Origin of the sequence: Pseudomonas alcaligenes (assembly GCF_014490745.1) — a bacterium.
Lineage (GTDB): Bacteria > Pseudomonadota > Gammaproteobacteria > Pseudomonadales > Pseudomonadaceae > Aquipseudomonas > Aquipseudomonas alcaligenes_C.
The window spans coordinates 3261727-3287567 of sequence record NZ_LZEU01000001.1 but is presented as its reverse complement, the minus strand read 5'-3'; the positions used below and the strand labels follow the sequence as shown (position 1 = coordinate 3287567).

Genomic DNA, 25841 nt, shown 5'->3' with positions numbered 1-25841 from the left:
CGCCCGTAGGCGGCTTTTTTGTGGGCGCGCTATTCAGCGCTGCGCCACCAGCTCCTCCAGGTGCGAGGTGATGCTGTCCGGCTTGAGCACCAGCACGTCGCTTTCCAGGATATCCAGCACCACTTCGGCAGTGTTGCCGATCAGGGCGCCGGACAGCCCGGTGCGGGCCACGGTGCCGATCACGGTGACGGCCGCCTTGAGCTTCTGCGCGGTGTAGGGGATCAGCACATCGGCCGGGCCTTCCTCGATATGCAGGCGTTCATCGCTGACCGCATATTCGGCCTGGAATGCCTTGCACTGTTCGCGGTAGCGCGCCTCGATGGTTTCCTTGAGCTGGAAGGTCGGATCGGCGGCCGACAGCATGGGCGAGGGGTGGGCGCTGATCACATGCAGGGTGGCCTGGGCCAGTTCGGCGATGTTGTAGCCGTGGTTGACGATGCTGTTGTGCAGGGTGCGGTGCTGGACGTCGCTGTTGCCGACATCCACGGCGGCGAGAATGATGCCGCCATGCCAGGGGGTGTCGGTCTTCACCATCAGTACCGGGGACGGGCAGTAGCGCAGCAGCTTCCAGTCCTCGGGGGTGAGGATGGCCTTCTTCAGCGGGTTGTCCGGCACGTGCTGCTTGACCACCAGGTCGCAGCCTTCGGCCTGCTGGGCGGCAATCACCGTCTGGTAGGTGCTGTCATGCCAGGCCTGCTGGGTGCTGACGCTGAAACCTTCCTGCTCCAGGTCGGTCTTGGCGGCGGCCAGGTAGCCGGCATGCTCCTGTTTCTTGTCGGCAACCAGCAGGTGCAGGTGCGAGTGGGTGACGGCGGCGATCAGCTTGGCTCTCTTCAGTGCCAGACCGTCGGCCTGTTGCGGATCCATAACCACCAGAATGCTGCGATTGGCTTGCATGAGCTTGTCCCTGTGCGTGGATACTTGGTTGCGCTGCCACTATAGAAGCTGCCGCATATGGCGTTCTTGACCCCGGTCACGACATCGCTGGCTCTGGGCGTCGGCATTCGTATAATGACCCGCCCCGGCCCAGCCTGCCAGCGCTGCGGTGCTGCGCTCTCTCTACGGAATATCTGCTGTGAACCTGCCTGAAATCCATGAATTCCTTGGTTGCCCGACTCCCGATGCCTGGGTGCGGGCGGCGCTTGCCGATCAACCGACGCTGCTGATCGATCACAAGAACAACGAATTCAAGGCGGCGTCCACGGCCATGGCGCTGATCGCCAAGTACAACAACCAGCTCGACCTGATCAATTTCATGTCGCGTCTGGCGCGCGAGGAACTGGTGCACCACGAGCAGGTGCTGCGCATCATGAAGAAGCGCAAGATCGACCTGCGGCCGGTCTCGGCGGCGCGCTATGCCTCGGGCCTGCGCGCGGTGGTGCGCAACCACGAGCCGCACAAGCTGATCGATACCCTGGTGGTTGGTGCCTTCATCGAGGCGCGCTCCTGTGAGCGCTTCGAGGCGCTGGTACCGCACCTGGACGAGGAGCTGGGCAAGTTCTATGGCGGCCTGCTCAAGTCCGAGGCGCGGCATTTCCAGGGCTACCTGAAGTTGGCCTATCAGTACGGCGATGCCGCTGACGTGGATGCCGTGATCGAGAAGGTGAGGGCGGTCGAGCGCGAGCTGATCGAGTCGCCGGACAGCGAGTTCCGCTTCCATAGCGGCGTGCCTGCCGTGGCCTGAGGCCGTGCTGCGGGCATAAAAAAGCCGGACACGAAGTCCGGCTTTTTTGTATCTGCTTGAATCAGGCGGCGACGAAGCTGGCCGGGTAGGCGAGGGCGGCCTGGCTGTTCTGTACGTCGCTCAGGGTTTCCCGCACCACCTGCTTGGCCAGGCAGGCGCACTTGCCGCACTGGGTGGCCACGCCGAGGGTCTCGCGCACTTCGCGGTAGCTGCAGCAACCTTCGTAGATCGCATCGCGGATTTGACCGTCGGTGACACCATGGCAGAGGCAGACGTACATGGACAGGCTCGGACAGGAATGGGTTGCTGTTGGCTAGGGATACTAATGTTAATGAGAATGCTTGTCAAAACTTGCTGGGAAAATTTCCCGCCTGAGTCGGATGGCTTTCTGCATGGTGCCGTCTGCGGGCATTTCGCGGCGCATAAAAAACCCGGCCAGGGCCGGGTTTTCGGGGAGCGCAGGCGGGGCTTACTGGTCGAATTCGTCCCAGCCGCCCATTTCCTTCCAGCGGTTGACGATGCCGCAGAACAGTTCGGCGGTCTTCTCGGTGTCGTAACGAGCCGAGTGTGCTTCCTTGCCGTCGAAGGCGATGCCGGCGGTCTGGCAGGCCTTGGCCAGCACGGTCTGGCCATAGGCGAGGCCGGCCAGGGTGGCGGTGTCGAAACTGGAGAAGGGGTGGAACGGGTTGCGCTTGATGTCGCAGCGGGCCACGGCGGCGTTGAGGAAGCCGAGGTCGAAGCTGCTGTTGTGGCCGACCAGAATGGCGCGCTTGCAGCCATTGGCCTTGATCGACTTGCGCAGGCCTTTGAAGATTTCCGTCAGCGCATGCTCCTCGCTCACCGCCTGGCGCAGCGGGTGATCCAGCTTGATGCCGGTGAATTCCAGGGCGGCCTGCTCGATATTGGCGCCCGCGAACGGCTCGATGCGGAAGAAGTGGGTGTGATCCGGATAAAGGAAGCCGCCTTCGTCCATGGCAATGGTGGTCGCGGCGATTTCCAGCAGGGCATCGGTGGCACTGTTGAAGCCGCCGGTCTCGACATCCACCACCACCGGCAGATAGCCGCGAAAGCGCGCGGCCATCGGATGGCGCGGGCCGGACGGCAGGCTGCCGTCGAGTTCGTCGTCGAAGTTGTCTTCGCTCACGCGTTGTCCTCCAGCAGGCGCCAGCGCAGGCTTTCGCCGGCGCGCAGGGGAATCACCAGGTTGTCGCCGAGCGGCAGGCTGGCCGGGGCCGTCCATTCCTCGCGTACCAGGGTGATGTGGTCGGTGTTGCGCGGCAGGCTATAGAAGTCGGGGCCGAAGTGACTGGCGAAGGCTTCCAGCTTGTCCAGGGCATTGCGCTGCTCGAAGGCTTCGGCGTACAGCTCGATGGCGGCATAGGCGGTGTAGCAGCCGGCGCAGCCGCAGGCGGTTTCCTTGGCGTGCTGGGCATGCGGTGCCGAGTCGGTGCCGAGGAAGAATTTCGGGCTGCCGCTGGTGGCGGCATCCAGCAGGGCTTCCTGGTGGGTGTTGCGCTTGAGGATCGGCAGGCAATAGAAGTGCGGACGAATACCGCCGACCAGCATGTGGTTGCGGTTGTACAGCAGGTGGTGAGCGGTGATGGTGGCGCCGACGTTGGCCGGGGCCGAATTGACGAACTGCACGGCGTCGCCGGTGGTGATGTGCTCGAACACCACGTTCAGGCTGGGGAAGCGCGCGACCACACGCACCAGGTGCTCATCGATGAAGCGCTTCTCACGGTCGAACACGTCGACTTCGGCACGGGTCACCTCGCCATGCACCAGCAGCGGCAGGCCGACTTCGGCCATGGCTTCCAGCACCGGGAAGATATTGTCGATGCTGGTCACGCCGGAGTCGGAGTTGGTGGTGGCGCCGGCCGGGTACAGCTTGGCCGCGTGCACGAAACCGCTGGCCTTGGCCTCGCGTACTTCGGCAGGTGTGGTGCGGTCGGTGAGGTAGAGCACCATCAGCGGCTCGAAGCGGCTGCCGGCCGGGCGGGCGGCGAGGATGCGCTGGCGGTAGGCATCGGCTTCGCCGGCGTTGCGTACCGGCGGCACCAGGTTCGGCATGATGATTGCTCGGGAGAAGGTGCGGGCAACGTCCCGGACGGTGTGCTGCAGGACGGCGCCATCGCGCAGGTGGATGTGCCAATCGTCGGGGCGCAGCAGGGTGATACGGTCTGACATGGGGGATTCCGGGCGGGTGAAACGTGGCGGGAATGCTACCGGAAAAGCCACTTGCAGGCACGGGCTATCAAGTTTTGCCGGGGCCGACCGATACCCCGGAGGAATGCCGTTACTCCCCGTGGAGCCTGTCGTGCGCCAGCCCAATCTTGCCTTGCTCAGCCTGTTCGCCTGCCTGCCCTGGTGCATGCCGGCTGCGGCTATCACCTTCCAGACGCGTCTGGAGAAGGTGGAGTGGAAGGTCGAGGGCGATCAGTTCGAGTGCCGCCTGAGCCAGCCGGTGGCGGATTTCGGCAGCGGCGAGTTCGTCCGTCGCGCCGGTGAGCAGGCGACCTTCCGCCTGAAGATGCGCGAGCGCTGGCTTGGCCCGGGTTCGGCGACCCTGCTGGCAGCCGCGGCGCCCTGGCAGGTCGGTCGCGGCGACATCAACCTCGGTGCGCTCAATGTGGGCAGCGGCGAGGTGCCGTTCAACAGCAACCAGGAGCAGGCCGGGCGCCTGCTCACCGGGCTGATGGAAGGGCGCAGCCCGCTGGTGCGCCACCGCACCCTGCAGGGCGGCGACAGCCTGGAGGTGCGTTTGCTGCCGGTGCGGTTCAACCAGGCCTACACCGACTACCTCAAATGCACGGCCGGCCTGCTGCCGGTGAACTTCGACCAGATCCGCCAGACCCAGATCGGCTTCCCCGGTGGCGGCTCGGTGCTCGATGCCCTGGGCCAGGCCAAGCTCGACATCATCCTCGAGTTCATCAAGGCCGACCCCAGCGTCAACCGCATCCAGCTCGACGGCCACTCGGACAACAGCGGCAGCCGCCTGACCAACCGCGACAGCTCGCGCCGCCGGGCCCTGGCGGTGGAGGAGTACCTCAAGGCCAAGGGCATTCCGGCCGAGCAGATCCTGGTGCGCTTCCACGGCGAGCGCTACCCGCTGGTGCCGAACAACAGCGAGCCCAACCGGGCGAAGAACCGCCGGGTGACCATGACCCTGTCGCGCGAACCGGTCATCGAGCCCCCGCCCGAGGCGGCCCCCGCCACTCCGCCGGCAAGCGAGCCGGCCCCTGCTGCGCCGGCGGCTCCGGCATCTCCTGCCAGTACTTCCTGAGGTCGCGTCGCCGCATAAAACTGTCGCTTTGTCGCCAGTGTCTGTCGCGCCCCTGTAAATCGGTGGTGGCGGTGGGTAGAATCACGGGTTTTCCGTACAACCCCGTGGAGTTGATTGGCATGGCGGACGTTAAGAAGGTAGTTCTGGCCTATTCCGGTGGCCTGGATACCTCGGTAATCCTCAAGTGGCTGCAGGACACCTATGAATGCGAAGTGGTGACCTTCACCGCTGACCTCGGCCAGGGCGAAGAAGTCGAGCCGGCTCGCGCCAAGGCCCAGGCCATGGGCGTCAAGGAAATCTACATCGACGACCTGCGCGAAGAATTCGTCCGCGATTTCGTCTACCCGATGTTCCGCGCCAACACCATTTACGAAGGCGAGTACCTGCTGGGTACTTCCATCGCCCGCCCGCTGATCGCCAAACGCCTGATCGAGATCGCCAACGAGACCGGCGCCGACGCCATCTCCCACGGCGCCACCGGCAAGGGCAACGACCAGGTACGTTTCGAACTGGGCGCCTACGCCCTCAAGCCGGGCGTGAAAGTGATCGCCCCCTGGCGCGAATGGGATCTGCTGTCGCGCGAGAAGCTGATGGACTATGCCGAGAAGCACGCCATCCCGATCGAGCGCCACGGCAAGAAGAAGTCGCCGTACTCCATGGACGCCAACCTGCTGCACATCTCCTATGAAGGCGGCGTGCTGGAAGACACCTGGACCGAGCACGAAGAAGACATGTGGAAGTGGACCGTTTCCCCGGAAGCGGCGCCGAACACCCCGACCTACATCGAGCTGACCTACCGCAAGGGCGACATCGTTGCCATCGACGGCAAGGAAATGACCCCGGCCACCGTGCTGGCCGAACTCAACCGCATCGGCGGCGAGAACGGTATCGGTCGCCTCGACATCGTCGAGAACCGCTACGTCGGCATGAAGTCCCGCGGCTGCTACGAGACCCCCGGCGGCACCATCATGCTGCGTGCCCACCGCGCCATCGAGTCGATCACCCTGGACCGCGAAGTGGCCCACCTGAAAGACGAGCTGATGCCCAAGTACGCCAGCCTGATCTACACCGGCTACTGGTGGAGCCCGGAGCGTCTGATGCTGCAGCAGATGATCGACGCCTCGCAGACCAACGTGAACGGTGTGGTACGCCTGAAGCTGTACAAGGGCAACGTCATCGTGGTTGGCCGCAAGTCCGACGACTCGCTGTTCGACGCCAACATCGCGACCTTCGAGGAAGACGGCGGTGCCTACAACCAGGCCGACGCGGCGGGCTTCATCAAGCTCAACGCCCTGCGCATGCGCATCGCTGCCGGCAAGGGCCGCAAGCTGTTCTGATAAGCTGAACAGCCCGTGACAGACGAACCCCGGCCACGAGCCGGGGTTCTTTTTTTCAGGCCCCTGCGGGCCAACGATGAGGAAAGACCTGATGAGACTGCTGCATACCATGCTGCGCGTCGGCGACATGGACAAATCCATCGCCTTCTACACCGAAGTGCTGGGCATGACCCTGCTGCGGCGCAAGGACTATCCGGACGGTCAGTTCACCCTGGCCTTCGTCGGCTACGGCAACGAGGCCGAGAACAGCGTCATCGAGCTGACCTACAACTGGGGTGTGGACAGCTACGAGCTGGGCAGCGGCTACGGCCATATCGCCCTGGAAGTGGCCGATGTCTACAAGGCCTGCGAAGACATCCGCGCCCGCGGTGGCAAGATCACCCGCGAGGCAGGGCCGATGAAGCACGGCACCAGCATCCTGGCCTTCGTCGAAGACCCGGATGGCTACAAGATCGAGCTGCTGTCGCCTTCGCGCAAGGACTGAGTAGCGCGTCTGCACCCCGCCGCCTGAGCAGGCGGGGCGCTGAGACTCAGGGTGTGGCCGGCTCGCTGACTTCCTGCCAGCTGCTGTCCGGATCGAAGCGGGTCATGGCCAGGGCCTGCTTGTCGCTGTCGGGGCCCAGATCCTTCTCGAATACCTCGCCGTCGTGGCTGATCATGAAACTCATCACGCCGCTGTCGCCGTAGGCGCTGGGCCAGGCGATCAGGGCGAAGCCGCGGCTCATGTTGGCGCCGATCCGGTAGTCGTAGGCGCCGCGCGGCGCCGAGGGGCCCTGGGCGGTGAGGATGCGGTAGTGATAGCCGTGCCAGTCGCCATCCGGCAGTTCGTCGCCGAACAGCGGGCCCAGCGGGCTCTGTTCCTCGCCGGGCTGCTCGGCCCAGTACAGCCCGTCGTGCTGGCCGTCGCTGCTGACGAACTTCTGCGCATATTCCAGAACCCCATCGCCGTCGCGGTCGACCTCGGCATAGTCCATCTGCGCGTCGTGATAGGCGCGCACGGCCTCCAGGGTGGTCAGTTCGTTGCGGCCGATGCGGCGCAGGCGAATGGTCTCGCCGCCGGCCTGGGTGTCGAAGACCCAGCCGTCCTTGCCGTGCACCAGCGGCAGCGGCAGTTCCCAGGCGCTGTTGCCGACCACCAGCTGGGCGCGGTCGGCGGCCTCGCTGCGAATTTCGTGTTTCTCCTTGTACATGGTCAGGAAGGCGTCGACGTCCTTGCGCTCGATACCTTCCAGCGGGATATAGCTGCGCCAGTCGTCGCCGAGCAGCGCCGCCATGCGCTGGCTGTCGGCGTGCTGGGTGCCGAGGGCGCCGATAAAGGCGCTGACGGCCTCGTCCGGGCTGCTGAATGCCTGCTGGGCCTGGGCGTGCTGCCAGGGCAGGGCCAGCAGGGCAAGCAGGGCGATACGCTGAGCTGCATTCATGACTGGACTCCTGATCAGCGCCGCCGGGCGCCGCCGCGGGATGAGGACATGGCTGGGCGGCTCACCGTGCGCCCGCTGGCGCGCGCCGATTGCGGCCGGCTGGCGGCGGCACGGCTGCTCTGGCCGCGTTGCTGGTAGGCCCGTTCGCGATCGGGGGTACGCGCGCCGGCAAAGGCGTTGTCAGGCGCTCTGCGGCTGGCAGAGTGCTGCTGGCGCGCCTGCTGGCGAGCCTGGGGATTGCTGCGCTGGCGCTGCTGGGCACTGTCGCGCATGTCGCGGTTGGCCGTCTGGGCCCGCTCGCGGGCCTGGCGATTGCTGTTGGCCGGGCTCTCGAAACCACGCTGCTCCAGGCTCTGCCGCGCACGGTCGCGGTCGGCGGCGCGGGCCGGGTCGCGCCCGCGCAGTTCCTGGCGCTGCTCGCCGTTGGCCAGGCGCTGGCTGTATTGCTCGCGGCTGGCGCGGTCGCGGTAGGGTACGCCGTCACGGTTGGCGGCGTTGTGCTTCCAGGTGTTCTGGTTGACGTTGAGCTGACGGTTGTCGTTGAGGTTGTTGTAGCGATCCACGTCGATGTCGATGTCGCCGTGGCCCCAGTCGCAGTCGCCCCATAGCGAATCGATGATCGCCACCCCGGCGGCGAAGCCCAGGCCGGTGGCCAGCGCACTGCCGAAGTAGTAGCCGGCGGGCGGCGGGTAGTACACCGGCGGGTAGGACGGGTAGGGCCAGGTGCCGTAGACCACGCTGGGGTTGTAGCTGGGCACGTAGACCACCTGCGGGTCGGCCGACTCGATGACGATGGTCTGCTGGCTGGTGCTGCTGGATGAGCTCGTCTGGCTGGGGGCGGCCGGCTCCTCGCTGACTTTCTGCTGTTCGTTGGACTCCAGGTTGCCGGCGGCCTTGGCCTGCTGGCGCAGGCGCTGCACCGAGTCCATCACCGCATCGGGCTGGGCGAGGAAGGCGTCGCCGACCTTCTGCACCCAGGCCGGATCCTGACCCAGGGTCACCAGCACGGCGGGGAACGCCACCAGCGACTGCACGCTGGGATCCCAGGGCTGGTCGGAGACCTGGCGCACGGCATCGTCGCCGCTGGCGTCCGGGTGGTTGGTCGACCAGGTCACCGCATCGGCCACGTCACCCGGGTAGGTGGTGGCCATCAGTACCTGGGCCAGCAGGGCGTCGGGGTAGAGCGCCAGCGGGGCCAGCATCTGGTCGAGCTCCTCGGTGCGAAACACCTGCTCGCTCGCCGCACCCTGGGCGGCGTCCGTGCCCTGGGCCGTGGTGGCGGCGCCCAGGCTCAGGGCCAGCAGCAGGGGCAGCAGGCCGAGACTCGCGGGAATACGCATGGTGATCCTCCTGGCGTGCCAGGGAACCGCAGATGGCGGCTGGCGCGCCCAGCCAAGCATAGGTCAGTTCGGCGCAGAGGGCGTTCAGGCCGCGGCGGGATGCAGGTGCGGGCGGGCCAGTGGCTCTCGCTGCAACTGCTTGGCCAGGCGCTGCAGCTGGCGCTCGGCTTCGACCAGTGCCTGTTCGGCGCAGTGCTGCCAGGGCTGCCGGAGCGGGGCGAGGTCGGCTTCCTGTTCGAGGCGGGCGCACCACTGGAAGTGGTCGTGCCAGTCGCCCAGGGCCGATTGGGCGAGCTTGAGGCGGGCCAGGGTCTTGGCCGACAGCCCGATCAGCGTCGGGTAGGCCTCGCCGGCATAGCGCACGCGCTTGATCAGCAGGCGCAGGCGGTGACGGTCGTAGCCGGGCGTGGCCAGCGCCACGGCCAGGCGCGCCACCTGCTTGTGCAGGCGCTTGCGCACCAGGCCTTGCAGGCCGCGCAGCTGACTCTGGCGCTGGGCGTCGCGCAGCTCTGCCGGCCAGCCGTCGAGCAGGGTGAACAGGTGTTGCAGTTCGGCGCTCTGCAGCACCCGCGCGTAGCGCGCCGGCAGCTGCGCCTGACGGGCCGCCGCGGCGGCGCTGTAGCCGCGCTGCTGCAGCTCGGCGGCCAGCACCTCCAGCTCGCGAACCGGTGCGGTCAGCGCGCCGAGTTCCGCGGCGGCGTTGTACAGCGGCGGCAGGTCGGCGACCCGGCGCAGCGGTGCCAGCAGGCTGCGCAGGCGCTGCAGGTGGATGCGCAGGTCATGCAGGGCTTCGTCGTCGGTGGCGCTGTCCAGGCGCAGGCTGGCATGCAGCAGGGCGATCTGCAGGCCGAGCAGCGTGGCGACCAGGCTGTCGGGCAGTTTCATCGGCGGTCGCTCGCGGGCCGGGAGCGGGGCTGTGCCACAGGCGGCGCGGGGTGATGAAGGTTCAGCATTCCTGGCTCCCGGGAGTGTCTGTTCCACGCAGGCTAACAGGCACGGCGCGGCAGCGCCATGCTGGCCTGTCATGAAATGAAAAGCTCCTGTCGTTCGATGAGAAGCACCCGCCGGGGGGCAGTTTTACAGTCCGTTCCACGCTACTGGTAGCTAATAACAAGACTGGAGAACAGGCATGGCCAAAGCCGTCCGCTTTTACGAGACCGGGGGTCCCGAGGTGTTGCGCTACGAGGACGTCGAGGTCGGCGACCCCGGCCCGGGCCAGGTACGCATTCGCCACGTCGCCGTCGGCCTGAACTATGCCGACACCTACTTCCGCAACGGCACCTACCCGATCCCCATGCCCAACGGCATCGGCGTGGAGGCAGCCGGCGTGGTGGTAGCCCTCGGCGAGGGCGTGAGCAACGTGGCGGTGGGGGATCGCGTCACCTACACCGGCTTCATCAACACCCTCGGCGCCTACAGCACCGAGCGCCTGGTAGCGGCCGCGCCGCTGATCCGCCTGCCGGAAACCATCGCCTTTGAGACTGCCGCGGCGATGACCATGCGCGGCCTGACCTCGGCCTACCTGATGAAGAAGATCCACGCCTTCAAGGAGGGCGACAGCCTGCTGCTGCACGCCGCTGCCGGCGGCGTCGGCCTGATCGTCTCGCAGTGGGCCAAGTTGCTCGGTCTGACCGTGATCGGCACCGTGTCCAGCGCGGCCAAGGCCGAAGTGGCGCGCGCCCACGGCTGCGCCCACGTGATCGACTACAGCCACGAGGACGTCGCCCAGCGCGTGCGCCAGCTGACCGGCGGGCGGGGTGTCGACGTGGTGTTCGACAGCGTCGGCAAGGACACCTTCATGGGCTCGCTGGATTCGCTCAAGCGTCGCGGCCTGCTGGTCTGCGTCGGCACCGCCTCCGGCACCATCCCGCCGTTCGACCCGCAGCTGCTGGCGATGAAGGGCTCTCTCTATATGACCCGTCCGGCCCTGGCCGACTACATCGCCGATCCGGCGGAGAAGGCGGAACTGGCCGAGGAGCTGTTCGGCCTGGTCGGCAGCGGCCTGATCCGCATCGAGATCAACCAGCACTACGCCCTGCAGGACGCTGTGCAGGCGCACCGCGACCTGGAGTCGCGCAAGACCACCGGTTCGTCGATCTTCGTCATCTGAGGTGTCCGCCATGCGAGTCGAACAACTGACCTGCGCCATCGGCGCCGAGCTGAGCGGCGTCAACCTGGGCGATGCCTCCCGCGACGACGCTCTGTTCGCCGAAATCAAGGCGCTGCTGCTCAAGCACAAGGTGCTGTTCCTGCGCGACCAGGACATCAGCCGTGCCGAGCACGTGGCCTTCGCCCGCCGCTTCGGCGAGCTGGAGGATCATCCGGTGGCCGGCAGCGACCCGGAGCACCCGGGCCTGGTGCGCATCTACAAGTCGCCGGACGCCCCCAACGACCGCTACGAGAATGCCTGGCACACCGACGCCACCTGGCGCGAGGCGCCGCCCATGGGCTGCGTGCTGCGCTGCGTGGAATGCCCGCCGGTGGGTGGCGACACCATGTGGGCGAACATGGCCTTGGCCTACGAGAAGCTGCCGGAAGAGGTGAAGCAGCGTATCGCCGGCCTGCGTGCGCGCCACAGCATCGAGGCTAGCTTCGGCGCGGCCATGCCGATCGAGAAGCGCCTGGCGCTCAAGGCGCAGTTCCCGGATGCCGAGCACCCGGTGGTGCGCACCCATCCGGAGACCGGCGAGAAGGTGCTGTTCGTCAACGCCTTCGCCACCCACCTGAGCAACTTCCACACCCCGGAGCATGTGCGTTACGGCCAGGACTACAGCATGGGCGGCAGCGACCTGCTGCGCTACCTGGTCAGCCAGGCCTACATCCCGGAATACCAGGTGCGCTGGCGCTGGCAGCCCAACAGCGTGGCGATCTGGGACAACCGCAGCACCCAGCATTACGCGGTCATGGACTACCCACCGTGCCATCGCAAGATGGAGCGCGCCGGCATCATCGGCGACAAGACCTTCTGAGTCGCAGCACCCCATTCGCGCCAACTACTAATAAATATCTGAGGCAACAGGCATGAACTTCCTCGACGGTTCTCTCTTCCCTGAAAACCAGGACAAGCTCGTCATCACCGCGGCCCCATACGGCCCCGAATGGTTCCCCTCGGACTATCCGGAAGACATTCCGGTGACCATGGAAGAGCAGATCCAGAAGGCCGTCGACTGCTACGAAGCCGGCGCCTCGGTACTCCACCTGCACGTGCGTGAGCTGGACGGCAAGGGCTCCAAGCGCCTGTCCAAGTTCAACGAGCTGATCGCCGGGGTACGCGAGGCGGTGCCGGACATGGTCATCCAGGTCGGCGGCTCGATCTCCTTCGCGCCGCCGGAAGACGGCGCGGCGGCGAAGTGGCTGCACGACGACACCCGGCACATGCTCGCCGAGCTCGATCCCAAGCCCGACCAGGTCACGGTGACGGTCAACACCACGCAGATGAACGTCATCGAGCAGATGGACGTGCGTGACTACACCGGCACCTCCATGGGCAGCGATACCTACGAGGCCTACCGCGAGATGATCGTGCCGTCCGGCCCGGGCTTCATCGAGGAGCACGTCAAGCGCCTCTCCGCCGCCGGCATCCAGAGCGCCTTCCAGTTCTACAACATCAACAGCTACGAGACGGTCGAGCGCCTGATCCGTCGCGGCGTCTACAAGGGCCCGCTGGTGTGCAACTGGGTGGCCATCGGCGGCGGCATGGATCAGCCACATATCTACAGCATGGCCAACTTCCTGCGTGCCATCCCCGACGGCACCATGCTCACGGTGGAGAGCACCATGCTCAATACCCTGCCGGTCAACCTGATGGGCATGGCGATGGGGCTGCACGTGCGCTGCGGTATCGAGGACAACATCTGGACTCAGGATCGCTCGCGCAAGATGACCTCCGTCGAGCAGATCGAGCAGCTGGTACGCATCGCCAAGGAGATCGGTCGCCCGGTCGCCAACGGCAAGGAAGCCCGCGAGATCCTCAAGATTGGCGTGTTCTACGACACGGTCGAAGAAACCCTGGCCGCCAACGGCTTCGCGCCGAATCCGAAGGGCGGTCAGCAGGGCTTCCTGCGCAAGTGATTCATCGGCAGGTGCCGAGTGCCGTGCAACTCGACGGCGTCGAAGAAGCCCGGTTGGCAGGCGGCATGGCGCCGAACCGCAAGCCGGGTCAGAAAGAGCTGCAACAGCGCGGCTGAGTGATACGGCGCCCTCCGCAGGTCGGGGGGTACCACGCCGCTGGGCAAAGGTCTCTGCCGCATGCGGCGCCCGGGCCACGAACCGGGCGCGCCGCACACGGTGCCGGCGATCCCACAGGGTCGTCCAGAGGCCTTTGCCGAGCGTCGTCTTGCACGACTACAACAATAACAAGCAGTAGCAGTACAACGAGGTGGCAGACATGGCCTTTCACTCCAGCCTGGGCGACGAGATCGATACGTCGGCCGGTATTCCACGCAGCTATGCCTGGGTGGTGTTCGCCCTCAGTTTCGGCCTGCTGATCTCCGACTACATGTCGCGTCAGGTGCTCAACGCCGTGTTCCCCCTGCTCAAGGGCGAATGGGCGCTGTCCGACAGCCAGCTCGGCCTGCTTAGCGGCGTGGTGGCCTTGATGGTCGGCCTGCTGACCTTTCCCCTGTCGCTGCTCGCCGACCGCTTCGGCCGGGTGCGCAGCCTGGCGCTGATGGCCCTGCTGTGGAGCTTGGCCACCCTGGCCTGCGGCCTGGCTCAGCAGTACGGGCAGATGCTGGTGGCGCGCTTCCTGGTCGGGGTCGGCGAGGCGGCCTATGGCAGCGTCGGCATCGCCGTGGTGCTCGCGGTGTTCCCCAAGCACATGCGCGCCACCCTGACCGGCGCCTTCATGGCCGGCGGCATGTTCGGCTCGGTACTGGGCATGGCCCTGGGTGGCGCCATCGCCCAGCACCTGGGTTGGCGCTGGGCCTTCGTCGGCATGGCGCTGTTCGGCCTGCTGCTGGCGGTGGTCTACCCGCTGCTGGTGAAGGAGGCGCGGGTCTCGCCCAAGCGCCTCACCGACGCCGTGCAGCAGGCCGCGGACAAGGCCGCCAAGCCGCTGCGCACCTTGTATTGCAGTCGCTCGGTGCTCGCCGCCTACGTCGGCAGCGGCCTGCAGCTGTTCGTTGGTGGCACGGTGATCGTGTGGATGCCCAGTTACCTCAACCGCTACTACCAGATGGGCACCGACAAGGCCGGCGCCCTGGCCGGGCTCATCGTGCTGTGCAGCGGCGCCGGCATGATCCTCTGCGGCATGCTCAGTGACCGCCTGTGCCGCAACGCGCCGCAGCGCAAGATCGCTCTGGCCATCGCCTACTGCCTGGGCAGCTGCCTGCTACTGTCGCTGGCCTTCGCCCTGGCGGCGGGGCCGCTGCAGCTGCTGCTGATCGCCGCCGGCATGCTGATCGCCGCCGGCACCACCGGGCCGTCCGGGGCCATGGTGGCCAACCTGACCCACTATTCGGTGCACGGCACCGCCTTCGCCACCCTGACCCTGGCCAACAACCTGCTGGGCCTGGCGCCGGGGCCGTTCATCACCGGCAAGCTGTCCGACCTGCTCGGCCTGAGCACGGCTTTCCAGCTGGTGCCGCTGGTGAGCCTGGCTGCCGCCGCGGTGTTCTTCTACGCCCGCTGCCACTACCTGCGCGACATCGCCCGCCTGCGGGGCGAGCAAGGCAAGGATGACCACGCCGAGGCAATGCTGGAGGCGCAGCCGTGAACCGTGCCCTGCGTATCGATGTGGCGTTCGACTTCATCTGCCCCTGGTGCCTGATCGGCAAGCGCCAGCTGGAGCTGGCGGTTAGTCAGTTGCAGGAAGCGCTGCCGCAGCAGGTGGTGAGCATCGACTGGCGCGGCGTGCAGCTGCTGCCACAGCTGCCGGCCGCCGGCGTGCCCTTTGCCGAGTTCTACCGCCAGCGCCTGGGCAGCGACACGGCCGTGCGCCTGCGCCAGGCCCAGGTGCAGGAGGAGGCCGCCGCGGTCGGCCTGCAGCTGGACTTCAGCCGCATCGCGCGCATGCCCAATACCGCCGACGCCCACCGCCTGCTGCGCCAGGCCGGCGAGCTGGGCAGCCCGGAGCAGCGCGAGCGCCTGCTGGAGCGCCTGTTCGCCGCGCACTTCCAGCTCGGCGAGGACATCGGCGACGGCAACACCCTGCTGACCATCGCCGAGACCTGCGGCTACCCGCGCGAGGCCATGGCCCGGGCGCTGTACCGCGACGGCCGGCCGTTCCTGCGCTCCGGAATGACGGCCAGCAGCGTGCCGCACTTCGTCTTCGATGGCAGCCTGCAGCTGTCCGGGGCGCACCCGGCGGAACTGCTGCTGCGCGGCATGCGCACCGCCCTCGGCCAGCCACAGCGGCGGAGCCTGCAGGCATGAGCCGGCGTCACCAGGTGCCGGCCGCACAGGTGCCGGCGGCCGGGCAGCGCGTGCTGCTCGAGCCGGCGGGCCACGGCATCGCCCTGTTCAATATCGACGGGCAGTTCCATGCCGTCGCCGACAGCTGCCCGCACCAGGGCTCCTCGCTGTGCGCCGGCCAGGTGCAGGGCAGGGTGGTGCAGTGCCGTGCCCACGGCCTGCGCTTCGACCTGGCCAGCGGCTACCTGCTCAATTCCGACCAGCTCAAGGTCGCCACCTACCCGGTGGTGGAAGAGGGCGACCACCTCTACATCGTTATCGAGGATTCAGCGCCATGAGCGCCATTGCTCTTACCCAGATCAACGACCGGGCGCGCGAACTGGCGCCGGGCATCAGCATCAGCCTGGTGGTGGGCGCCGCCGCCACCTTCCTCTCCGAACACTACGGCGCGCCGGTGATGCTGTTCGCCCTGTTGCTGGGGCTGTCGCTCAACTTCCTCGCCGGCGAGGGCAAGTGCAAGGCCGGCATCGAGTTCACCGCGCGCAGCGTGCTGCGCATCGGTGTGGCCCTGCTGGGCATGCGCATCACCCTGGAGCAGATCGCCGCGCTCGGCTGGAAGCCCTTCGCGCTGGTGGTGATCCTGGTGCTGGTGACCATTTCCGCCTCGGTGCTGGCGGCGCGGCTGATGGGCTTCAAACGCATCTTTGGCATGCTCACCGGCGGCGCCACCGCCATCTGCGGCGCTTCGGCGGCGCTGGCCCTGGCCGCCGCGCTGCCCAGCCATCCGCAGAAGGAAAAGGCCACCCTGTTCACCGTGATCGGGGTGTCGGCGCTGTCGACCCTGGCGATGATCCTCTACCCGATGATCGCCAACGCCTTCGGCCTGTCGCCGCAGCAGGCCGGGGTGTTCCTCGGCGCCACCATCCACGACGTGGCCCAGGTGGTCGGCGCCGGCTACAGCATGTCGCCGGAAACCGGCGACACCGCCACCGTGGTCAAGCTGATGCGCGTGGCCATGCTGCTGCCGGTGATCGTCGCGGCGGCCATGGTCACCCGCATGCAGGGCGCCGAGACTGGCGGCAAGCGTCCGCCGCTGCTGCCCTGGTTCGCCGTGGCCTTCCTCGCCCTAGCCTGCATCAACAGCACCGGCTGGGTGCCGGCGCTGGTGCAGGGCGGGGTCAACGAGGCCTCGCGCTGGTGCCTGGTGGTGTCGATCGCCGCCCTGGGCATGAAGACCCAGCTCAAGGAGCTGGCCACCGTGGGTATCAAACCGATCCTGCTGATGGTCGGCGAAACCGTCTTCCTGGTCGTCCTGGTGCTGCTGCTGATGCACTGGGGCCTGTGATCTGCGCGCCGGCGCGTGGCGCCGGCACAACCCGAGAGAACTAGTGATGAACAAGATCTACCCCAGCGCCGAGGCGGCGCTCGCGGGGCTGGTGGCCGACGGCATCAGCATCGCCTCCGGCGGCTTCGGCCTGTGCGGCATTCCCGAGGCGCTGATCGCGGCGCTGGGCGCCACCGGCAAGCGCGGCTTCACCATCATCAGCAACAACTGCGGGGTCGACGACTTCGGCCTCGGCCCGCTGCTGTACAGCCGGCAGATCAGCAAGATGATTTCCTCCTACGTCGGCGGCAACAAGGAGTTCGAGCGCCAGTACCTGGCCGGCGAGCTGCAGCTGGAGTTCACCCCCCAGGGCACCCTGGCCGAGAAGCTGCGCGCCGGCGGTGCCGGCATCCCGGCGTTCTTCACCCGCACCGGCTACGGCACGCAGATCGCCGAGGGCAAGGAAACCCGCCAGTTCGACGGCGAGTGGTACGTGATGGAACGTGGGCTTACCGCCGACCTGGCGCTGATCAAGGGCGCCAAGGCCGACCGTGCCGGCAACCTGGTGTTCAACAAGACCGCGCGCAACTTCAACCCGCTGTGCGCCAAGGCCGGGCGGGTGTGCGTGGCCGAGGTGGAGGAGATCGTCGAGGTCGGTGAGCTGGCGCCGGACGAGATCCATCTGCCGGGCATCTACGTGCAGCGCCTGGTGCTCAATGCCAGCCCGGAAAAACGCATCGAAGTCCGTACGCTGAGGAGCTGATCATGGCCTGGACCCGCGAAGAAATGGCGCAGCGCGCCGCCCAGGAGCTGCACGACGGCTTCTACGTCAATCTCGGCATCGGCCTGCCGACCCTGGTGGCCAACTACATTCCCGAGGGCGTGGAGGTCTGGCTGCAGAGCGAGAACGGCCTGCTCGGCATCGGCCCGTTTCCCGGCGAGGAGGAGATCGACCCGGATCTGATCAACGCCGGCAAGCAGACCATCACCACGTTGCCCGGCAGCAGCTTCTTCGACAGTGCCGAGAGCTTCGCCATGATCCGTGGTGGCCATGTCGACCTGGCCTTGCTTGGCGCCATGCAGGTGTCGCAGCAGGGCGACCTGGCCAACTGGATGATCCCCGGCAAGATGGTCAAGGGCATGGGCGGCGCCATGGATCTGGTCGCCGGCGTGCGCCGCGTGGTGGTGCTGATGGAGCACTGCGCCAAGGACGGCGAGGCGAAGATCCTCGAGCGCTGCTCGTTGCCGCTGACCGGCGTCGGTGTGGTCGACCGCATCATCAGCGACCTGGCCGTGCTGGACATCACCGCGGCCGGCGTCGAGCTGGTGGAGATGGCGCCGGGCGTCGACTTCGACCAGCTGCAGGCCGCCACCGGCTGCACCATCCTGCGCTAACCGCGCCCCGGGCCGCGAGGCCCGCCAGTGTGTCGCCACGGCCTGTTCACTCCATGGCGGGCTGTGTCTTCGGGGCTTCGGCCCCGGCCTTCGTGCGACGGCTGCGGCTCCTGTGGCCGTCCGCACTTTTTCCCGAGTTTTTTCCGAGGTAAGCGAACACCACGAGGAAGGACGATGCGAAGGACTGTATTGCCGTACCTGCTTTGCCTGCTGTGCCAACCAGCCCTGGCCGACACCGCGATGGTGCGCCAGCTGCACGAACTGGACAGCCACAGCCGGCTGCTGTGCGCCAGTGCCCTGCTGTACTTCGACCCGCGCGAACGCAGTCCCGACCCGCGCAGCCTGACCGCGGTCTACCACCACCTCAACACCCTCGAAACCGATGTGCTGCAGCTCGGCCAACCGGCCGATCTGGCCCAGCCGCTGGGTGCCATGCAGCGCATCTTCACGGAACTGGATGGCCTGCCGCGCAGTGCCAGCCGGCGCTATCCGGAGCTGATCGCGCGCCTGCTGGAGCAGCGCCAGCAGCTGGGCGAGGCGGTCGAGCAAGACCTGGCCGAGGCGGGGAGCCGGGCACCAGCGTTCGGCGCACAGAGCCGCGACCTTGCCAGCCTGCTGCTGGACTACCAGTTGCGTCACTACCTGCTGCCGCAGAAGGCACCCTGGCTGCTGCCGGCCGAGCGCCTGAACCAGCTGGATGCCGACATCGAACAACGCTTCGACCAGTTGCAGGCGCAGTACCAGGCCCAGGCCGCGGCTCTGGGCAAGATCCGCGGCAGCTACCGCTTCGTGCGCCGCCAGCTGCAGCAGGGCGGCAGCGGCGGCGAGGGCAATGGTGGCGCCGAGTTCTACCTGAGCCGGGCGGTGCTGGATCTCGATGATCTGGCCCAGGTGGTGGAGCAGGGCGTGCCCTGAGGACGAACCCCAACCACCGTCGCTCCCGCGCAGGCGGGAGCCCAGGTGCACGGAGCCGTCAGGTAATTTCGCTGGATCCGTGCCAATGCAAAGCACTGGATTCCCGCCTGCGCGGGAATGACGGTGATCTAAGAGGCAACCTGCGGGCTTGCCGGTGCGCATGGCGCACCCTGCCGGAGCTTGCTCCTGCGCGGCCTCCGTGCCGACGCTGGTCCACGCTCCGCGGGGGCGTCACTTGTCCTTGCGTACGCTGCCGTGCTCGCTGCGCCAGGCCGCCGGCGGCATGCCGAACTGGCTGATGAACCAGCGGGTGAAGGAGCTGGGCATCGAATAGCCGAGCATGTCGGCGATGCGCCCCAGCGAATAGGCGGGGTTTTCCAGGTAGCGCAGCACCAGGTCGCGGCGCACGCCGTTGATCAGATCGCTGAAGGTTGCCTGGTTTTCCTCCAGGCGCCGTTGCAGGGTGCGCACGTTCATGCCCATGGCCAGGGCGATCTGTTCGATGGTGGCGCGGCCCATGGGCAGCAGCAGGTAGATGGCCTTGCGCACTTCGAAGATCAGCGGTGTTTCCTGCTCGGCCTGCAGCGAATCGAGGAAGCGTTGGGCATAGCGCGCCATGGCCGGGTCGGCCTGGGGGTTGGGCACGTCGAAGTCGGCGGCATGGCAGACGATGCCATTGAACTCGCCGTTGAACTCCAGCTTCTGCCCGAGTACCCGGCGGTGCACCTGCAGGTCGTCCGGCGCCGCATGGGTGAAGCTGACGCTGATCGGTCGCCAGTGGGTGCCGAGCAGGGCGGCGCACAGGCGGTACATCACGCCGATGGCCAGCTCGTTGCCCTGACGGCAGTTGAGCCCGGCCTCGGTGACCACTTCCTCGCGGATGATCACCATGCTGCCGGCTTCTTCGATGAAGATGGCCAGCGAGTCGTTGAGCAGGTGGCGGTACTGCACCACCACCTGCAGCGCCTCGCGCAGGGTGCGCTGGTGGGTCAGCAGCAGGCTGACCGCACCGAAGTCGGAGAGCTGGCGCGACTCGGCCATGCGCAGGCCGAAGGTCTGGCAGCCGCTGGCGCTGGCGGAGTTTTCCAGCAGACGCACGGCGGCGTCGATCGGGATGCGGTGTTCCGGATCCTGCAACTGGGCCTTGTTCAGGCCCACTTCGCTGAGCAGCGCCTGGGGCTTGAGACCCAGATGCTGGGCCACCTCCAGGTAGTTGGTGAGTACCGCTGCGCGAACCAGTGTTGTCATTGTTCTAGTTCCTTCACAGGCACGGCCGCTTATGACGACCGCCGCGGCATGATGCCGAAGCCGGCGGCGAGGGTCACGCGGGTGTCATGAAATGATAAATCACGCCCGTAATGCTGATCTTAGCAGGGCTGCAACGCACGACGGCAGCGCGCCAGCGCCATGACCCAGCGAGCCATGTCATGAATTGCGAAATGGCTGACGCCTAATGTGAAGCGTCCCCGGAGCCCCATCTCTACTGTCTGCTCAACCCCGGCGTCGTTGCGCCGGCAACGGATTCAGCAGTCAGGAGCCCGGCGTGGCCAGCAGCACAGCATTCACCGTTCTCATCGTTCCCGGCCTGCGCGACCACGTCGCCGATCATTGGCAGACCCTGCTCGCCGCGCGCCTGCCCAACTGCCGCAGCGTGCCGCCGCTGGAAACCGACAAGCTCAGCCTGGCTGCCCGGGTTGCCGCGATCCAGAGCGAGCTGGAGCGTATCGACGGCCCGGTGGTGCTGGTGGCCCACAGTGCCGGCGTGCTGATGACGGTGCACTGGGCGGCGCGCCACTCGCGGCCGATCCTCGGTGCGCTGCTGGTCACCCCGCCGGATCTGGACACCGCCTGGCCGCCGCAATACCCCAGCGCCGCCGTGCTCGCCGAGCACGGCTGGTCGCCGCTGCCGCGCGGCCCGCTGCCGTTCCCCAGCATCGTCGCGGCCAGCAGCAACGACCACCTGGCCAGCCTCGACGCGGTGGGCGAAATGGCCCGCGAGTGGGGCGGCGCCCTGGTCGAGCTGGGTGCTGTCGGCCACCTCAACCCGGCCTCCGGCTACGGCGACTGGCCACAGGCCGAGAGCCTGATTCAGGCCTTGCTGGGCTAAGGCCCGGAACGGAAGCACGCAAGCCCCTCAACCGAACAAGGAATACCTCACCCAGTTACCCGCTCGCGCGGCCAACCCGCGTGTGCGGCACGTCGTAAGCCCCAAAAATGCGGAGTCAACGCTATGCACAACAATAACAAGCAGCACCGCCTTCCCTTGCGCAGAACCCTGTTGGCCTCGGCCATCATGCTGGCTGCGGTACCGGCCGCTCAGGCCTTCGAAGTCGACACCGGCAGCGAAGACTGGGCCGTGCGTTTCGACAACACCGTCAAGTACAACTACGGCGTACGCACCGAGAGTGCCGACAAGCGCATGCTCGGCACGCCGAACAACAACGACGGTGACTACAACTTCCGCCACGCCGGCACCAACATCACCAACCGCATCGACCTGCTCACCGAGCTGGATGTGGTGTACCAGAACCGCATGGGTTTCCGCACCAGCGCGGCCAGCTGGTACGACAAGGCTTACGACAACACCGGCTCCAACTCCAACCCGTTCGTCAACGGCAACGACGCGTATTCGTCGATCGCCGGCTGGGGCGGCCGTCCGGCTGCGCCCGCGGTGTTCGGCAGCTCGCACCTGAGCAGCCATGCCCAGCGCTACTACAGCGGCCCGTCCGGCGAGATCCTCGATGCCTTCGTGTTCTACAACACCGAGGTTGGCGAGGAGTCGCTGCTCAGCCTCAAGGCCGGCCAGCACAACGTGTTCTGGGGCGAGACCGTGCTCAACCCGGTGCACTCGATCAGCTACGGCCAGTCCGGCCTCGACCTGGCCAAGCTGGCTGCATCGCCGGGCACCGAGGCCAAGGAGCTGTTCGTTCCGCGCAACCAGCTGTCTACCAGTTTCACCCTCAATTCCGAGTGGTCGTTCGGTGCCCAGTATTTCTTCAACTGGGATGCCGCGCGGCTGCCGGAAGCCGGTACCTACTACGGCACCTCCGACCTGATCGGCGACGGCGCGCAGTCGTTCCTCCTGGGGCACACCGGCGGCCCCGGCCTGGCCGGCGCCAACGGCACCCTGAGCACCATCCGCCGCGGCGACGACCTGACTCCGGACGACCAGGGCGACTGGGGCGTGATGGCCAAGTGGTCGCCGGAGTGGCTGGATGGCACCCTCGGCCTCTACTACCGCAAGACCTCCGACATCCTGCCGCAGGCCGTGCTGGATGCCCGTGGCCTGAGCCTGGCCGGCGGCGTGCCGGGGCTGCGCAATTCCATTGCGAGCACTTCCTACCGTCTGGCCTATGGCGAAGACATCGACATCTACGGCCTGAGCCTGTCCAAGGATGTCGGCGGGGTGAGCGTCGGCAGCGACCTGAACATCCGCCACAACATGCCACTGTCGAGCATTCCGGCCATCTACAGCCCGCTGCTGGTCAGCGGAGCCGGCCCGCTGAGCGCGCGCGATGCCGCTACCGGTGTGGTCGATGCACCGCTGAAAGAGGGCGACAGCATGAGCGCCACCGGCGACACCCTGCACTGGGTGGTCAACGGCCTGATGGCGCTGCCGGAGACCGCGCTGTTCGACTCGGCGACCCTGCTGGGCGAGCTGTACTACAGCAACCTGCTGAGCCTCGATAGCAAGAACAAGGCGCTGTACAAGGGCGAGGACAGCTACCGCGGCATCGACAAGCCGACCCGTGACAACTGGGGCGTGGCCGTCAACTTCACTCCGACCTGGTACCAGGTATTCCCGGGTGTGGATCTGAGCGCGCCGATGTCGGTCAACGTCGGTATCGACGGGGTCTCGCCGGTCGCCGCCGGCGGCGCCGAGGACACCGGCAACTACTCGGTCGGTGTCGGTGCCGCCATCTACAACCAGTACTACGTCGACCTCAAGTACGTGGACTCCTTCGGTGATTCCGAGAAGTGCGAGGACGGCGCCAGCGACGGCTCGACGCCCAACGCCCTCGACCTGAGCCAGCGCTACACCTGCTACGCCGGCGGCTACTCCTCGTTCTCCGGCGGCGGTGCCACCGGCGAGGATCGCGGCGCGGTCTACCTGACCTTCAAAACCACCTTCTGATCGACGAATTGCCCAGCCTTTGAGCAGGAGAACAACAAGATGAAATTCGCGTATTCCGTACTGGCTCTCTCCCTTTCCCTGGCCGCTGCCGGTCAGGCCCAGGCCGCCGTGTCCGCCAGTGAAGCGGCCAAGCTCGGTAGCAGCCTGACGGCCATCGGTGCCGAAAAGGCCGCCAGCGCCGACGGCTCCATCCCGGCCTACGACGGTGGCCTGACCCAGGCCCCGGCCGGCTTCAAGGCCGGCGACAGCGTGCGCCCCGACCCCTACGCGGCGGAGAAGCCACTGCTGGTGATCGATGGCAAGAACGTCGAGCAGTACAAGAGCCAGCTCAGCGCCACCACGGTGGAACTGGCCAAGCGCTTCCCCAGCTTCCGCGTCGAGCTCTACCCGACCCACCGCAGCGTGGCGCTGCCGCAGGCGGTGCTGGACAACAGCGTGAAGAACGCCACCACGGCCAAGGCGCTGGAAGGCGGCCTGGCCATCGACAACGTGCTGCCGGGCGTACCTTTCCCGATCCCGCAGTCGGGTGCCGAGGCCATGTGGAACTTCCTGCTGCGCTACCAGGGCGTGACCATCAACTCCAAGTACGACTCGTGGAACGTCGACGCCGCTGGCGTGGCCAGCCTGGCCACCACCGGCCAGGCCTACATCAACTACCCGATCTACGAGGACATGAACAAGCCGATCGGCGCGGCCGACACCTACTACCAGATGCAGCTGCACTACACCGGCCCGGCCCGTCGCGCCGGCGAGGCGATCATGCTGCGCGACGCGGCCAACCCGCTGGAGCAGCCGCGCCGTGCCTGGCAGTACCTGCCGGGCGTACGCCGGGTCAAGCTGGCGCCGAACCTGGCTTACGACACGCCGAACCCGGGTACCGCTGGCGCCGGTACCTACGATGACGTGTTCGTGTTCAACGGTGCGCTGGATCGCTTCGACTGGAAGCTGGTGGGCAAGCAGGAAATGATCGTGCCCTACAACACCTACCGCCTGACCTACGCCTCCGACGCCAAGGCCATCACCACGCCCAACCACCTGGCGCCGGATCTGGTGCGCTGGGAGAAACACCGCGTCTGGGTGGTCGAGGGCACGCTCAAGGAAGGCGCACGGCACATCTACGCCAAGCGCCGCTTCTACCTCGACGAGGATAGTTGGGTGGCCCTGGCCTCCGACCAGTACGACGCCCGCGGCCAGCTCTATCGCGGCTCCTTCGCCTTCCTCAGCCAGAGCTACGACAAGAGCGTGCCGGACTCCACGCCGTTCATGATCTACGACCTGGTCGGCGGCACCTACAACATCAACGGCGTGGTCGGCCCGTATGGCGGCATCCGCTACGTGGATGCCCTGTCGAAGGCGCAGTGGGCCCCCGAGTCCCTGGCTGGTGCCGGTATTCGCTGAGTTTTCGGGTCGCAGCTCCCGCCACTCGTGTCGCCCGGATTCCCCCCTGGGCAGCAACGTCAACTGCCCTGTGATCAGGGCCGGCGTGGCACGGCGGGAGATTGATCCGGCGTCGCCGGGCATGTCACCCGTGCCCGCGGCGCATCCTTATTGCCGAGATTGACCATGACCGATTTCTACAGAGTCCTGCTTCCCCTGCTGGGCCTGCTGCTGGGCGTGCTGCCTGGCGGCGCGCGGGGCGAATTCATCGATGTGCTGGATCTGCCGGCGCGCAGCAGCCCGCTGGCGGAGCATGCGCCGCTGAACGATGTCAGCCGCGCCGGCGACAGCCTGGTGGCGGTGGGGCAGCGTGGCCACATCCTCTATTGCGACGATGCCGGCACGCACTGGCAGCAGGCTCGGGTACCGGTGAGTAGCGACCTCACCGCCCTGTATTTCCCCACGGCGCAGCAGGGCTGGGCAGTGGGCCACGATGGCGTGATCCTGCACAGCGAGGACGCCGGCGCCAGCTGGAGCAAGCAGCTCGACGGCCGCCAGATCGGCGCGCTGATGCAGGTGCACTACGCGGCGCTGGCCGCCGCCGAGCCGGACAACGAGGAGTGGACGGCGCGCCTGGCCGAGGCGCAGCGGATGATCGAGGAGGGCGCCGACAAGGCGCTGCTCGACGTCTGGTTCGCCGACGCGCAGCTGGGCTACGCCGTCGGCGTGTTCGGCCTGATCCTGCGTACCGAGGATGGCGGCCGCCACTGGCAGCCGTTCGGCGAGCGCACCGACAACCCCCAGGGCCTGCACCTGAACGCCATCGCGGCGGTCGACGGGGTGCCCTACATCGCCGGCGAGCAGGGCCTGCTGCTGCGCTGGGACGCTGCCCAGCAGCGTTTCGTCGGCGTGCCGACGCCCTACGACGGCAGCTTCTTCGGGGTTACCGGCCTGGGTCATGAGCTGCTGGTCTACGGCCTGCGCGGCCACGTGCTGCGCAGCGCGGACGGCGGCGCCAGCTGGAGCACCCTGGACAGCGGCCTGCAGAGCAGCATCACTGCCGCCGCGCGGGATGCCAGTGGGCGCCTGTACCTATTCAGCCAGGCCGGCCATGTGCTGCGCGCCCTGCCCGATGGCCGTGGCCTGGAACCCCTGCCGCAGGCCGCGCTGACGCCGGTCAGCGCCGCCGATTTCGCCGCCGATGACAGCCTGGTGCTGACCGGCAACCGCGGTGTGCGCAGCCAGCGCCTGCCCTAATCAGGTCAACGAGACTCAT

General features: G+C 67.1%; 26 protein-coding genes. 18 read left to right on the top strand and 8 right to left on the bottom strand.

All coding sequences use genetic code 11. The annotated features are described in order from the left end of the window. Positions 1-33: 33 nt before the first annotated feature. Positions 34-897 (bottom strand): universal stress protein, encoded by an 864-nt coding sequence (locus tag A9179_RS14900; protein WP_187807000.1) that lies wholly within the window; start codon positions 895-897, stop codon positions 34-36. A gap of 178 nt (positions 898-1075) precedes the next feature. On the opposite strand from A9179_RS14900, the gene A9179_RS14895 reads away from it, so the two are divergent. Then, entirely contained in the window at positions 1076-1684 is a 609-nt protein-coding gene (locus A9179_RS14895; RefSeq protein ID WP_187806999.1) for a MiaE family protein, read from the top strand. Between the two features lie 61 nt (positions 1685-1745). On the opposite strand, the gene A9179_RS14890 is transcribed toward A9179_RS14895, so the two are convergent. The 3 genes from A9179_RS14890 to pyrC all read right to left on the bottom strand — a co-directional run bounded on the left by A9179_RS14890 (position 1746) and on the right by pyrC (position 3871). Next, on the bottom strand, positions 1746-1964 hold the full coding sequence (locus A9179_RS14890) for a bacterioferritin-associated ferredoxin (RefSeq protein ID WP_187806998.1): 219 nt from the start codon (positions 1962-1964) through the stop codon (positions 1746-1748). 189 nt (positions 1965-2153) lie between these two features. After that, the gene (gene rnt, locus A9179_RS14885; protein WP_187806997.1) at positions 2154-2828 is read right to left on the bottom strand and encodes a ribonuclease T; all 675 of its coding nucleotides are present in this window, start codon (positions 2826-2828) and stop codon (positions 2154-2156) included. Then, complete coding sequence (pyrC, locus tag A9179_RS14880) at positions 2825-3871, bottom strand: dihydroorotase (protein WP_187806996.1); 1047 nt, start codon at positions 3869-3871, stop codon at positions 2825-2827. Before pyrC ends, rnt begins: the two co-directional genes overlap by 4 nt. 184 nt (positions 3872-4055) lie before the next feature. On the opposite strand from pyrC, the gene A9179_RS14875 reads away from it, so the two are divergent. The 3 genes from A9179_RS14875 to gloA all read left to right on the top strand — a co-directional run bounded on the left by A9179_RS14875 (position 4056) and on the right by gloA (position 6788). After that, positions 4056-4967 (top strand): flagellar protein MotY, encoded by a 912-nt coding sequence (locus tag A9179_RS14875; RefSeq protein WP_223123391.1) that lies wholly within the window; start codon positions 4056-4058, stop codon positions 4965-4967. 119 nt (positions 4968-5086) lie between these two features. Continuing rightward, the gene (locus A9179_RS14870) at positions 5087-6304 is read left to right on the top strand and encodes an argininosuccinate synthase (RefSeq protein ID WP_187806994.1); all 1218 of its coding nucleotides are present in this window, start codon (positions 5087-5089) and stop codon (positions 6302-6304) included. 91 nt (positions 6305-6395) lie between these two features. After that, the gene (gloA, locus tag A9179_RS14865; RefSeq protein WP_187806993.1) at positions 6396-6788 is read left to right on the top strand and encodes a lactoylglutathione lyase; all 393 of its coding nucleotides are present in this window, start codon (positions 6396-6398) and stop codon (positions 6786-6788) included. A 46-nt stretch (positions 6789-6834) separates the two neighbouring features. Here the strand turns inward: gloA and A9179_RS14860 are convergent, their stop codons facing one another. The 3 genes from A9179_RS14860 to A9179_RS14850 all read right to left on the bottom strand — a co-directional run bounded on the left by A9179_RS14860 (position 6835) and on the right by A9179_RS14850 (position 9950). After that, the gene (locus tag A9179_RS14860) at positions 6835-7725 is read right to left on the bottom strand and encodes a DUF2950 domain-containing protein (RefSeq protein ID WP_187806992.1); all 891 of its coding nucleotides are present in this window, start codon (positions 7723-7725) and stop codon (positions 6835-6837) included. 14 nt (positions 7726-7739) lie between these two features. Beyond that, complete coding sequence (locus tag A9179_RS14855) at positions 7740-9065, bottom strand: DUF3300 domain-containing protein (protein ID WP_187806991.1); 1326 nt, start codon at positions 9063-9065, stop codon at positions 7740-7742. Between the two features lie 84 nt (positions 9066-9149). Continuing rightward, complete coding sequence (locus tag A9179_RS14850; protein WP_187806990.1) at positions 9150-9950, bottom strand: CHAD domain-containing protein; 801 nt, start codon at positions 9948-9950, stop codon at positions 9150-9152. 244 nt (positions 9951-10194) lie between these two features. On the opposite strand from A9179_RS14850, the gene A9179_RS14845 reads away from it, so the two are divergent. From A9179_RS14845 to A9179_RS14800, 10 genes are all read left to right on the top strand, one after another. Then, positions 10195-11175 carry a quinone oxidoreductase family protein gene (locus tag A9179_RS14845; protein ID WP_187806989.1) on the top strand — a complete coding sequence of 327 codons (981 nt, stop codon included), beginning with the start codon at positions 10195-10197 and terminating at the stop codon, positions 11173-11175. Positions 11176-11185: 10 nt separating this feature from the next. Then, positions 11186-12034: a TauD/TfdA dioxygenase family protein gene (locus tag A9179_RS14840; RefSeq protein ID WP_187806988.1), complete on the top strand. Its 849-nt coding sequence runs from the start codon at positions 11186-11188 to the stop codon at positions 12032-12034. A 52-nt stretch (positions 12035-12086) separates the two neighbouring features. Continuing rightward, complete coding sequence (locus A9179_RS14835) at positions 12087-13136, top strand: beta-keto acid cleavage family enzyme (protein WP_187806987.1); 1050 nt, start codon at positions 12087-12089, stop codon at positions 13134-13136. A 316-nt stretch (positions 13137-13452) separates the two neighbouring features. Continuing rightward, positions 13453-14781: an MFS transporter gene (locus A9179_RS14830; RefSeq protein ID WP_187806986.1), complete on the top strand. Its 1329-nt coding sequence runs from the start codon at positions 13453-13455 to the stop codon at positions 14779-14781. Continuing rightward, positions 14778-15440 (top strand): DsbA family oxidoreductase, encoded by a 663-nt coding sequence (locus A9179_RS14825; protein ID WP_187806985.1) that lies wholly within the window; start codon positions 14778-14780, stop codon positions 15438-15440. The genes A9179_RS14830 and A9179_RS14825 overlap by 4 nt, the downstream gene beginning before the upstream one ends. Then, positions 15437-15757, top strand: coding sequence for a Rieske (2Fe-2S) protein (locus A9179_RS14820; RefSeq protein ID WP_187806984.1), 321 nt, complete (start codon positions 15437-15439; stop codon positions 15755-15757). Before A9179_RS14825 ends, A9179_RS14820 begins: the two co-directional genes overlap by 4 nt. Then, entirely contained in the window at positions 15754-16764 is a 1011-nt protein-coding gene (locus A9179_RS14815; RefSeq protein WP_187806983.1) for a YeiH family protein, read from the top strand. Before A9179_RS14820 ends, A9179_RS14815 begins: the two co-directional genes overlap by 4 nt. Before the next feature lie 46 nt (positions 16765-16810). Next, entirely contained in the window at positions 16811-17506 is a 696-nt protein-coding gene (locus A9179_RS14810; protein WP_187806982.1) for a CoA transferase subunit A, read from the top strand. 2 nt (positions 17507-17508) lie between these two features. Next, positions 17509-18138 carry a CoA transferase subunit B gene (locus A9179_RS14805; RefSeq protein ID WP_187806981.1) on the top strand — a complete coding sequence of 210 codons (630 nt, stop codon included), beginning with the start codon at positions 17509-17511 and terminating at the stop codon, positions 18136-18138. A 174-nt stretch (positions 18139-18312) separates the two neighbouring features. Next, positions 18313-19053: a hypothetical protein gene (locus tag A9179_RS14800; RefSeq protein WP_187806980.1), complete on the top strand. Its 741-nt coding sequence runs from the start codon at positions 18313-18315 to the stop codon at positions 19051-19053. A 231-nt stretch (positions 19054-19284) separates the two neighbouring features. Here the strand turns inward: A9179_RS14800 and A9179_RS14795 are convergent, their stop codons facing one another. After that, positions 19285-20301 (bottom strand): AraC family transcriptional regulator, encoded by a 1017-nt coding sequence (locus tag A9179_RS14795; RefSeq protein WP_187806979.1) that lies wholly within the window; start codon positions 20299-20301, stop codon positions 19285-19287. 295 nt (positions 20302-20596) lie between these two features. On the opposite strand from A9179_RS14795, the gene A9179_RS14790 reads away from it, so the two are divergent. The 4 genes from A9179_RS14790 (at position 20597) to A9179_RS14775 (ending at position 25822) form a co-directional block, all read left to right on the top strand. Then, positions 20597-21160 (top strand): RBBP9/YdeN family alpha/beta hydrolase, encoded by a 564-nt coding sequence (locus A9179_RS14790; protein WP_187806978.1) that lies wholly within the window; start codon positions 20597-20599, stop codon positions 21158-21160. A gap of 123 nt (positions 21161-21283) precedes the next feature. Beyond that, positions 21284-23188, top strand: coding sequence for a DUF1302 domain-containing protein (locus A9179_RS14785; protein ID WP_187806977.1), 1905 nt, complete (start codon positions 21284-21286; stop codon positions 23186-23188). Between the two features lie 39 nt (positions 23189-23227). Beyond that, positions 23228-24586: a DUF1329 domain-containing protein gene (locus A9179_RS14780; protein WP_187806976.1), complete on the top strand. Its 1359-nt coding sequence runs from the start codon at positions 23228-23230 to the stop codon at positions 24584-24586. Positions 24587-24751: 165 nt separating this feature from the next. Beyond that, complete coding sequence (locus tag A9179_RS14775) at positions 24752-25822, top strand: WD40/YVTN/BNR-like repeat-containing protein (RefSeq protein WP_187806975.1); 1071 nt, start codon at positions 24752-24754, stop codon at positions 25820-25822. The last annotated feature ends 19 nt before the right edge of the window (positions 25823-25841 follow it).

Bases quoted from the DNA above. Each gene is read 5' to 3' on its own strand.
- A9179_RS14800 (WP_187806980.1), top strand. From the start codon at position 18,313: ATGCGAAGGACTGTATTGCCGTACCTGCTTTGCCTGCTGTGCCAACCA.
- A9179_RS14840 (WP_187806988.1), top strand. From the start codon at position 11,186: ATGCGAGTCGAACAACTGACCTGCGCCATCGGCGCCGAGCTGAGCGGC.
- A9179_RS14815 (WP_187806983.1), top strand. From the start codon at position 15,754: ATGAGCGCCATTGCTCTTACCCAGATCAACGACCGGGCGCGCGAACTG.
- A9179_RS14870 (WP_187806994.1), top strand. From the start codon at position 5,087: ATGGCGGACGTTAAGAAGGTAGTTCTGGCCTATTCCGGTGGCCTGGAT.
- A9179_RS14780 (WP_187806976.1), top strand. From the start codon at position 23,228: ATGAAATTCGCGTATTCCGTACTGGCTCTCTCCCTTTCCCTGGCCGCT.
- pyrC (WP_187806996.1), bottom strand. From the start codon at position 3,871: ATGTCAGACCGTATCACCCTGCTGCGCCCCGACGATTGGCACATCCAC.
- A9179_RS14835 (WP_187806987.1), top strand. From the start codon at position 12,087: ATGAACTTCCTCGACGGTTCTCTCTTCCCTGAAAACCAGGACAAGCTC.
- A9179_RS14795 (WP_187806979.1), bottom strand. From the start codon at position 20,301: ATGACAACACTGGTTCGCGCAGCGGTACTCACCAACTACCTGGAGGTG.
- A9179_RS14850 (WP_187806990.1), bottom strand. From the start codon at position 9,950: ATGAAACTGCCCGACAGCCTGGTCGCCACGCTGCTCGGCCTGCAGATC.
- A9179_RS14845 (WP_187806989.1), top strand. From the start codon at position 10,195: ATGGCCAAAGCCGTCCGCTTTTACGAGACCGGGGGTCCCGAGGTGTTG.
- A9179_RS14900 (WP_187807000.1), bottom strand. From the start codon at position 897: ATGCAAGCCAATCGCAGCATTCTGGTGGTTATGGATCCGCAACAGGCC.
- A9179_RS14890 (WP_187806998.1), bottom strand. From the start codon at position 1,964: ATGTACGTCTGCCTCTGCCATGGTGTCACCGACGGTCAAATCCGCGAT.
- A9179_RS14785 (WP_187806977.1), top strand. From the start codon at position 21,284: ATGCACAACAATAACAAGCAGCACCGCCTTCCCTTGCGCAGAACCCTG.
- A9179_RS14805 (WP_187806981.1), top strand. From the start codon at position 17,509: ATGGCCTGGACCCGCGAAGAAATGGCGCAGCGCGCCGCCCAGGAGCTG.
- A9179_RS14855 (WP_187806991.1), bottom strand. From the start codon at position 9,065: ATGCGTATTCCCGCGAGTCTCGGCCTGCTGCCCCTGCTGCTGGCCCTG.
- A9179_RS14830 (WP_187806986.1), top strand. From the start codon at position 13,453: ATGGCCTTTCACTCCAGCCTGGGCGACGAGATCGATACGTCGGCCGGT.
- A9179_RS14820 (WP_187806984.1), top strand. From the start codon at position 15,437: ATGAGCCGGCGTCACCAGGTGCCGGCCGCACAGGTGCCGGCGGCCGGG.
- A9179_RS14775 (WP_187806975.1), top strand. From the start codon at position 24,752: ATGACCGATTTCTACAGAGTCCTGCTTCCCCTGCTGGGCCTGCTGCTG.
- A9179_RS14810 (WP_187806982.1), top strand. From the start codon at position 16,811: ATGAACAAGATCTACCCCAGCGCCGAGGCGGCGCTCGCGGGGCTGGTG.
- A9179_RS14875 (WP_223123391.1), top strand. From the start codon at position 4,056: ATGCCGGCTGCGGCTATCACCTTCCAGACGCGTCTGGAGAAGGTGGAG.
- A9179_RS14860 (WP_187806992.1), bottom strand. From the start codon at position 7,725: ATGAATGCAGCTCAGCGTATCGCCCTGCTTGCCCTGCTGGCCCTGCCC.
- gloA (WP_187806993.1), top strand. From the start codon at position 6,396: ATGAGACTGCTGCATACCATGCTGCGCGTCGGCGACATGGACAAATCC.